The organism is Capsulimonas sp., assembly GCF_039929585.1.
GTDB lineage: Bacteria > Armatimonadota > Armatimonadia > Armatimonadales > Capsulimonadaceae > Capsulimonas.
Genome location: NZ_JBDSQY010000274.1, coordinates 1 through 8795 on the forward strand (window position 1 = coordinate 1; position 8795 = coordinate 8795).

The 8795-nt window shown below is 55.9% G+C and carries 10 protein-coding genes and 1 tRNA gene; 9 read left to right on the forward strand and 2 right to left on the reverse strand.

Features of this window, described 5'->3' with window-relative positions:
* The first annotated feature begins 448 nt into the window (after positions 1-448).
* From purF to ABIZ35_RS20600, 5 genes are all read left to right on the forward strand, one after another.
* Positions 449-1930 carry an amidophosphoribosyltransferase gene (gene purF, locus ABIZ35_RS20580; RefSeq protein WP_348221801.1) on the forward strand — a complete coding sequence of 494 codons (1482 nt, stop codon included), beginning with the start codon at positions 449-451 and terminating at the stop codon, positions 1928-1930.
* On the forward strand, positions 1927-2568 hold the full coding sequence (plsY, locus tag ABIZ35_RS20585) for a glycerol-3-phosphate 1-O-acyltransferase PlsY (protein ID WP_348221802.1): 642 nt from the start codon (positions 1927-1929) through the stop codon (positions 2566-2568). The genes purF and plsY overlap by 4 nt, the downstream gene beginning before the upstream one ends.
* Positions 2565-3164: a Maf family protein gene (locus ABIZ35_RS20590; protein ID WP_348221803.1), complete on the forward strand. Its 600-nt coding sequence runs from the start codon at positions 2565-2567 to the stop codon at positions 3162-3164. Before plsY ends, ABIZ35_RS20590 begins: the two co-directional genes overlap by 4 nt.
* 25 nt (positions 3165-3189) lie before the next feature.
* Positions 3190-4587 carry a hypothetical protein gene (locus ABIZ35_RS20595; RefSeq protein WP_348221804.1) on the forward strand — a complete coding sequence of 466 codons (1398 nt, stop codon included), beginning with the start codon at positions 3190-3192 and terminating at the stop codon, positions 4585-4587.
* A 210-nt stretch (positions 4588-4797) separates the two neighbouring features.
* Positions 4798-5211 (forward strand): GNAT family N-acetyltransferase, encoded by a 414-nt coding sequence (locus ABIZ35_RS20600; protein WP_348221805.1) that lies wholly within the window; start codon positions 4798-4800, stop codon positions 5209-5211.
* Positions 5212-5213: 2 nt separating this feature from the next.
* Here ABIZ35_RS20600 and ABIZ35_RS20605 read toward each other — a convergent pair whose 3' ends face one another.
* Positions 5214-5783 carry a shikimate kinase gene (locus tag ABIZ35_RS20605; protein ID WP_348221806.1) on the reverse strand — a complete coding sequence of 190 codons (570 nt, stop codon included), beginning with the start codon at positions 5781-5783 and terminating at the stop codon, positions 5214-5216.
* Positions 5784-5892: 109 nt separating this feature from the next.
* On the opposite strand from ABIZ35_RS20605, the gene ABIZ35_RS20610 reads away from it, so the two are divergent.
* Positions 5893-6300: an ester cyclase gene (locus ABIZ35_RS20610; RefSeq protein ID WP_348221807.1), complete on the forward strand. Its 408-nt coding sequence runs from the start codon at positions 5893-5895 to the stop codon at positions 6298-6300.
* 52 nt (positions 6301-6352) lie between these two features.
* Here ABIZ35_RS20610 and ABIZ35_RS20615 read toward each other — a convergent pair whose 3' ends face one another.
* Positions 6353-7237: a YwqG family protein gene (locus ABIZ35_RS20615; protein WP_348221808.1), complete on the reverse strand. Its 885-nt coding sequence runs from the start codon at positions 7235-7237 to the stop codon at positions 6353-6355.
* Positions 7238-7357: 120 nt separating this feature from the next.
* Between ABIZ35_RS20615 and ABIZ35_RS20620 the strand changes: the two genes are divergently transcribed.
* From ABIZ35_RS20620 to ABIZ35_RS20630, 3 genes are all read left to right on the forward strand, one after another.
* Positions 7358-7477: transfer RNA gene (locus ABIZ35_RS20620), tRNA-OTHER, on the forward strand.
* Between the two features lie 18 nt (positions 7478-7495).
* Positions 7496-8011 (forward strand): GNAT family N-acetyltransferase, encoded by a 516-nt coding sequence (locus ABIZ35_RS20625; protein WP_348221809.1) that lies wholly within the window; start codon positions 7496-7498, stop codon positions 8009-8011.
* Positions 8012-8014: 3 nt separating this feature from the next.
* Positions 8015-8509, forward strand: coding sequence for a GNAT family N-acetyltransferase (locus tag ABIZ35_RS20630; protein ID WP_348221810.1), 495 nt, complete (start codon positions 8015-8017; stop codon positions 8507-8509).
* Positions 8510-8795: the final 286 nt, after the last annotated feature.

Below are 8795 nucleotides of genomic sequence, written 5' to 3' on the forward strand. Positions count from 1 at the left end.
TTGCCAACATCGAATAATGCCGGCTGGGAGGAACGCTTGCCAATCATAAGAAGAGATTCGACAAGGACAAAATTTATCCTTGTCAAATCCCCAAAGATATCGAAGACTTTTCGGCACCGCTTCTAGAAGTGCACGACGCCCAGAGGGCACCCGACCTCCGTGGACTCCAGATTAGGGCTCGTTTACGATTACGTTTCTGGAGTGTCCGGAGGGACACATCGTGCATTTCTAGGCGCGAATTTATTCGCCGGCCAATCTGGGCCTGGACAGCATTGGGAACAAGAGTCCCACGCGTCCGTTTCACATTCTCGCAGATTCACGGGACTCCGGCGGGGTCTCTTGGGGTACACTAATGGGGCGGATTTTCATATGTCGGCGACGACAATGAAGACCGCCCCAATTTCAGGCCCCGGCCTGTTCTCGTACTGACGGTAGGATTTCAGCACTCTTGGAAACAACGAAGTTTGATGACGACGCATTGGCGCTTGCCGCAGCCGCCGCGCGTGACGACGATGACACGCCCAAGGAAGAGTGCGGGGTATTCGGCATCTATGCGCCGGATGCCGATGTCGCACGACTGACTTACTTCGGCCTGTTCGCGCTCCAGCATCGCGGCCAGGAATCCGCCGGCATGATGGTGTCGGACGGCGAACACCTCAAGTGGTACAAGGAGATGGGCCTCGTCAACCAGATCTTTGACGAACGCGTTCTCTCTCAGCTCCAGGGCTACATCGCCATCGGGCACACCCGCTACTCCACCACCGGCTCCAGCATTTTGCGCAACGCCCAGCCGCTGCACTGCGCGTGGGGCGACGGCAGCGTCGCCGTCGCGCACAACGGCAATCTGATCAACACGGAAGAATTGCGTGAGGAGATGCAGGCGCAGGGCGTCGTCTTCGAAACCACCAACGACAGCGAAGTCATCGCCCGCATGATCGCCACCCAGCAGGACAAAACGCTGGAGGACGCGATCGCGCACACCATGACCCGCCTGCGCGGCGCCTACTCCGTCTGCATCCTCACCGAAGATACTCTCATCGCTATTCGGGACCCCTACGGCGTCCGCCCGCTTTGCCTTGGGCTCCTCGACAACAAGCATTACGTCGTCGCCTCCGAGACCTGCGCATTAAATACGATTGGCGCACAATATGTTCGCGAGATCGAGCCGGGCGAGATGGTTGTGATCGATAAAAACGGCTTCCGAGAGCGACAGGCGGTCCCCAAGGAGCGCCACGCGACTTGCCTGCTGGAGTTCATCTACTTCGCGCGCCCCGACAGCACGATGTACGGGCGCGGCCTGCACGACGCCCGCCGCCGCATGGGCCATGAGCTGGCGAAGGAGCACCCCTGCCCCGGCGCGCACATGGTCATGCCGATCCCTGACGGCGCGACGCCCGCCGCGATCGGCTTCGCGGAAGCGAGCGGCATTCCGTACGGCGAAGGCGTCGTGAAGAACCGATATATCGGCCGCACGTTTATTCAGCCCGACCAGCGCATGCGTGAGGCCGGTGTCCGGATGAAGCTGATGCCGATCAAGGAAGCGCTCGCTGGCAAGCGCGTCGTGATGGTGGACGATAGCATCGTCCGCGGCACGACCACTGGGCAGATCGTCAAGCGCCTCTTCGACGCCGGCGCCGCCGAGGTCCATGTCCGGATCACCGCGCCGCCCGTGCAGTTCCCCTGCTTCTACGGCATCGATATGGCGAACCAGGAAGACTTAGTAGCCTATCGCCACACGGTGGAGCAGATTCGCCAATTGATCGGCGCGACGAGCCTGGGCTTCATGAGCCTGGACGGTCTGACGCGCGCTATCGGCATCCACAAAGATAAGTTCTGCCGCGCCTGCTTCGATGGTAAGTATCCGATCGAGATCCCGAACCACGTCAAAGTCTCGAAATTCGCCCTGGAAATGCCGGTCAACGCCAAGTGAACCCCGTCTATTTGCTGCTTCTGCTGCTCGCCTATCTGTGCGGATCGATCCCCATCGGCCTGATCACCGGCAAGATGGTCAAGGGGATCGACATCCGCGAGTACGGCAGCGGCAATATCGGCGCGACTAACGTCTGGCGCACGCTCGGCCCGGTCTGCGGCTCCATCGTCTTCGCGGCGGACGTCATGAAGGGTTTCATCCCGGTGCTTGCCGCCCACCATCTTCCCGGAGTTTCGCCCTGGTTCATCATGTTCGTCGGCCTCGCCGCGATCACGGGCCATAACGCCAGCCCATTCCTGAAATTCAAAGGCGGCAAAGGAGTCGCCACCTCCGTCGGCGTCGCTCTCGGCTTCAACCCCTTGGCCGCCCTGATTGGCTTCCTCTTCTGGGGCCTGGTGCTCGCCGCCACGCGCTATATCTCCATTTCCAGCATCATCGCCGTTCCCATTGCCTGCGTGCTGATCTGGGTCTTAAACGGGTACACGCTGCCCTACGCAGTCTTCGGGCTTCTGGTGTCCCTCTATGTGCTGGTCAAACACAAGAGCAACATCGCCCGCGTGAAAGCCCGAACCGAACCGAAAGTCACCCTGCCTGCCGTCCTCATGAAACTCTTCCACGGAGGAAATCAACGCGCATGAGCGCTCCCCGGATCATCCTCGCCTCGACCTCGCCCCGCCGACGTGAACTCCTCGGCGTGCTTGGCCTGACCTTCGACGTCATCGGCAGCGACTACGACGAAGACAGCCTCGACCGCGATTCACTCACTCCCCAAGATTGGGTGATGCAGCTCGCCATCGGCAAAGCCGCCGCCGTCGCCGCCCAAACCCAGGGCGACGCCCTTGTCATCGGCGCCGACACCACCGTCACCTTGCGCGGCGAATACTTCAACAAACCCAAAGACCCCGCCGACGCCCGCCGCATGCTCACCGAACTCTCCAACCAAACCCACCAAGTCTACACCGGCATCTGCATCCTCCCCGTCACCAACGGCGTCCCCGGCGCCCCCCTCACCGACTACGCCGTCACCGACGTCACCTTCGACCCCATCCCCACCGAAACCATCAACGCCTACGTCGCCACCGGCGAACCCCTCGACAAAGCCGGCGCCTACGGCATCCAGGGCAAAGCCCTCGCCTTCATCCCTAAGATCAACGGCGACTACTTTAATGTCGTCGGCCTGCCGCTCAATAAGCTCGTCGCCTTGTTTGCACGCTTTGATCTTAGTGTGTGGTAGACTTGAGCCTAAAGAGGCAGATCAGATGATGAAATTACTGTCGATAATTGCGGCATTATTGCTGGTCGCGTCAGTCGAATGTTTGGCGTCCTCACAAGTGGCGTTACCGGATCGGACGGCGTTTGCTCGAAAAATGACGTTGGTTCACAATGGCATGTCGATGGCTAAACTCCTCAAGCTACTTGGTCCACCGGACGATATCGTTAGGCCAGAGGAAACGGACGACCGCAGCTATGACGTTACCTGGTGCTATGGTGCAAGCGGTCACCTCACATTTCCTACTCTAGGCTATGTAAGTCTCCGCAACGGCCGTGTTATCGGCCGTATCAACGACGATGCCCGCTTCCCCAGCCGTATGTCTGCGGCCCCTGTCTCGGGACTATTCAGTGAGCGTCAGTTACGAAAATTGCTCAGCCTAATTGACCGGATCAGAGAGCAAACTGAACCCAATAATGGCCTTGCATACAATCCCATTAGCATGTATGGAGACATTGATGGCGAATCTTACAACCCTCTCATCGTCATTCGGATCGTAAATGCCTTGCAACCATTGGGTAAGAGCAAAGCGTTAGCGGTGCTCACCGAATATTGCCGACTAGTTCCATCTAGCGATATATACGTCATACTTCGCGCGCTATTCACAGACACCAGTCTCAAAGGAATGCCGTATACGGAAGCAAGTGGGCAGCGGGATCGAGCCCTCATACTACACGGCGTTCCTCTCATTGTGCTCCCGCCATCTCAAATAGGCAGACTGACGACCAACATTCCAGCGGAAAACCAACTAGCCTATGCACGAAGTCACGGCGTCGTTCGTGCCAGCGCACTAGTTCCGCCCAATGACCCATTTGAGATTCCCCAAGAGGCTTCCAGCGTGTATCGGTCAGAGAATTACGACAACCGGCAGGCGTGGAAAGGCATGATCATGAACCAGATCATTCGCCTTGTCGGATCCAGCGAGACAACCAGGATTTGGCAAAATTCTCAAGAGCGCGAAGCGACAGACATCGTAAATAAGCTTCGATCGATGCACCTGGCATGGAATGCTAGAACGAACCAATACACCAACCCAAAAGGAGTCGTAATAGCTCCAGCGCGACCGAAAGAATGGCTTCCAATACTCGACGGCATTTACATTAAAGTTGGGTTTACTCGAAATGACGCCACAAGCATTGAAGTAATGGTAACGTATGACACTCTTGGAAGGAAGCAGGCGCCTTCCACAATCATTGTCCGTGATATGATCTCGCCGCAAACAGTTGCTCAGTTTCATATTCCCGACCTGAGAATGACCGAGCCTGCTAACGGCAGTAGTTCTACGATGCTCGAAGGTACGATAAAGGCTTCCGCCCAAACCAAGCTTCGGATTACGACAATACGGCAGGGAAAATCGAAAGTAAGCCCCGTCTTTACGCTGCCATAAACGGGTTGCAGGATTGAGGGCGTCGGATTCAATATGGCAGTCAGGCTCCATACGTCATCTTTTCCGTGGTAACGATGTTAACAAACTACTTGCGGCGTCAGCCCAGGACGTATTCACGGAACATATGGAGTGAAGCTGTTCATCAATATCCTTGCTATGTGGTTTCTGCTTCGACCAACCGTTTGACGATACGCAGTCCTCTTCGTTCTTATGAACAACATCATCTACACAAGCGACGTGACGTCAATCACCGCAAAACAGCTAACCGGATTTTTCGTCGGCTGGCCGACCCCGCCCTCTCCGGAAACTCTTCGTCAATTACTACACAAAAGCGACTGTCGCGTGCTGGCGATTGATGAAGACGAGAACGCGGTTGTCGGCTTTATCACCGCACTTACGGACGGCGTTCTGTTCGGCTACATCTCGTCGCTGGAGGTGCGGCCGGCACATCAAAATCTTGGCATCGGCAAGCAGCTTGTCACACGGATGCTTGCTGAGTTAGATCATCTTTATGCGATCGATCTCGTTTGCGATCCTGACATACAGCCATTCTACGAACGCTGCGGGCTGCGGCCATGCTCCGCAATGATCGTCCGACGGCGCGATAGCCTCAATCCCGGATAATATCAGACAATACAGCTCAGCATCTCCCCCACAATATCATCTGAGCTTTTATTCGAGACGTAGATCGTGTGCGTTGCGAGGCTTGCGTTATCGGACCGTTCCAGGAAGCGACGAATGATCCGCCGCCACATTGCCTCTTGATCTGGCGCAAGCGGCGTGTCTCCACTGCCACGGTCGATCAGAAAGTCGATGCTGCGGTCAGTTTCTGGATACGGGAGTAAGAGGAAGACATTCGGACAAGGGGACAGGGTTTCCCTCACCTGCGCAGCAAGTTGGGGATCGTCGTACACGGAGTGAATGGCGCCGAAATCGATGATGGCTCCATGATGCTCTTTCGTAATCCGCACGACGGCGTGGGCGTTGAAAGGTTCGTAGTATCGCAGCAGCGCCTCGAAGTCGTTTTTTCGCAGTTCGTCGGCATGCGCACGGTCATAACCGATCTCGTCGTAATAGCGAAATCGTTCTCGGTCCAGGGAAACGTGTGGCCGCCTTGTTCTTTCGGCGAGCAGTTGCGCCGTGGTGCTTTTGCCGACGCCGGCGGGGCCGATGATCACAAAATTGTCGTTGCCCATTGTTTGCTCCGCCCATTATGCAGCCGCACTAAACTGAGATCAAGAGAGGTATTATGGATAACGCAATGCTTCTCCTCTTCACGGAAGCATTCAAGGGAGAATCGAACGCATGTCGTCTCTAGAAAACAAGCAAGTCATTAACCGTTTCATGGACGAAGTCCTGAACGCTAAGAACCTGGACGCCATGGAGGAAATTGTCGCCGAGGACTTTATCGAGCGTATTCCGTTTCCTGGGCAGGGACCTGGCCGCGCCGGATTGCGGGACGCGGTCACCGGCTTGGTTTCTGCGTTTCCCGACATGAATTGGACTGTCGACGAGCAGGTCGCCGAGGGAGATACCGTGGTCACTCGATTTACTCTGACAGGGACGAACAGCGGCGATTTCATGGGCATGCCGGCCACGGGAAAAGCGATCAATGTTTGGGGTGTCGTGATCGATGTTGTGCGCGAAGGGCTATTTGCCGAAAGCCGCATGCTGCTCGATATGCCGGCGCTTATGGGTCAATTGTCCGCATAACCTGTGTACAGCTCAGGTTCTTTGAAGTGACGGAACTCTCCCTGCGTTTATTTCAATCCGTTTCGTAAATTAGCTCAGCTTCTGAGAAGTTACGCGCTCGCAAATCATCCGGGCGAATGAAAAAGCACCCAGTTCCACCGAACTCCCAATAGATATTTGTGGCGTCGGAAGGCTTTGGGATTCGGATTTCCGATCCAAGCTGTAAGAGAAGAATTAAATCCCACCGCAAGAAACAGACTTGATCCAGCTGCGAGTGTCCCAGCATCCGATGAATAGGCGGGTGGTTGCTTGGAATATCGTCTTCTCTTCCTGGATAAAGCAATTCTTTCAGATTCCAGAATGCCTCGTCTCCCTCGTCTGCAGATCGAAGAAGCTGGACGGTAGGATGCTCAAACGCCTGCGGGATCGTCATCTCTACGGAGAATTCGATCGCTGATGGACGGAACATATGGCCTTTGGGCGCCTTCTGGGAATAGTCTTCGTCTTCCAGAAGCCCTTCGGGGAGTTCCGGCGCGGATGCGGGTTTCAGCGTCGTAATGTCCTCGACGTAAATTACCTTCCACAGCCCATCGGACAAACGGTATTCGGAGATAACGTTCACCCAGTTCGCCGCGAAGAACAAGAGGAGGCCGGAATGCGGGAGCAGACTGTCAGGATCGTATTCCGCGATGTCCGCTAAATTGATCTGCGCCAGGAAGAGCAGCGGATCCACTCGATCAATATGGGATTGATCGTATCCAGATGCGGTGGGCCATTTTATGTCGGCAGGAAGATCGGGGAGGCCGCCGATGCGTGATTGTCCTAATCCGGATGCTTCGGCGGCAATCTCGGGATACGAGATTCGGATAGATGGCAGGATCTGCGCCTCGATCTCCGCCGTATATGCGCTCAAGCCGACTTCGGCCACCGCGTCCATTACCTGTGATTTTGTGATCAATCGTTGTTAAACTCCAAGTCGTTCCTTTTGATTGGTTCGTTATTGGATGCTCGATTCCTTCCCGGCCTTCATCAGCAATCAAGTCCTAAGCAGACGTATCGCTGGTATAATTTTGGCGGCGGTCATGTAGCTCAGAAGAGAGAGCACTGTGTAAGCGCGCCTCGCCATCGCGCGGAGTCGCAGGCGGTGGCTCCGTCTGCGGCGGCGCAGAGGTCGCGGGTTCAAGTCCCGCCATGGCCGTCACGCAATGACGTTGTAATGCACATTCTAGAAACAAACCGCCTCACAATCCGCGTTTTCAGTTCCGACGATCTGGACGCCTTCGCGGCGATCGAGGCCGACCCGGACGTCATGAGGTTCTTCGCGTCCGGACCACGCTCCCGCGAAACGGCGGCCCGAGCGATTGCTTGGTACCGAACGCTTCAAGAACAGCGAGGGCACAGCTTCTGGGCCGTTGTCCATAAAGCCAATGGGAGATTGATCGGACTTTGTGGATTGATCCCACAGCGAGTGGGCGGCGTCGATGAAATTGAAGTGGCGTACCGACTGGATCAATCGCACTGGGGTCAGGGGTTTGCTACGGAGGCCGCCACGGCAGTCTGCAAATGGGGATTCGAGCATCTGGATGTTCCCCGGTTAATTTCGATCATCGATCCAGGCAACATCGCCTCTATTCGGGTGGCTGAGAAAAATGGGATGAGACCTGTGGACCAGGCTGAGTACGATGGCAAAGTCTGCCACATCTATGCCGTCACCCGGGATACGGAGCACTGAGATTTGATCGATCTATTTCCAATGACCGAGGCTGATTTTCTGATCGTGGCCGAAACAGTCGGGCAGATTTATGCGGAATCGCTGACGAAATCCGGCAGAATTAGCGCCGAAGACGCCGAAGAAGAGGCGCGTCAGACACGAGAAGGGCTAATTCTTGGTGGCCTCAACGCGCCAAATTGTTACTTTCTTACGATACACGAAGCTGCCGACAAGCCGTCGCTCGGCCATGTCATCCTGCGTGTGATCCCAAAGCCCCATCGAACAGTCGGCGAAATTTGGTATATCGGCGTTCATGAGGAGCATCGCGGCAAAGGAATCGGCGCGGAAGCGCTCGCTGCGCTGGAAGTCAAAGCGAGAGATCTCGGCGTTCAGCAGCTAGATCTCCAAGTGTTCACCGACAACGATGCGGCGGTCGCTCTTTACGACAAAGTCGGCTACCGCCCCACGTCTTTCTTCTTGTCAAAGGCTCTGACCGAAAGCACAAAAGACAAAGAGTAATAGACAATTAGCAAAACGGCTTTGAAGTGCAAGGGTATAATTCAGGCGGCGGTCAAGTCACTCAGAAGAGAGAGCGCTGTGTAAGCGCGCTTCGCCAGCGCGCGGAGTCGCAGACGGTGGCGCCGCCTGCGGCGGCGCAGAGGTCGCGGGTTCAAGTCCCGTCATGGCCGTCACGCATCATTAACAGCAACCGGAAAGACTCTGGTATTTTGTTTTCATTGCAACATTCACAATTTAACTAGTATTAACATTCGTGCCGCCAATGAAATGAGGATGAAGGCAAGAT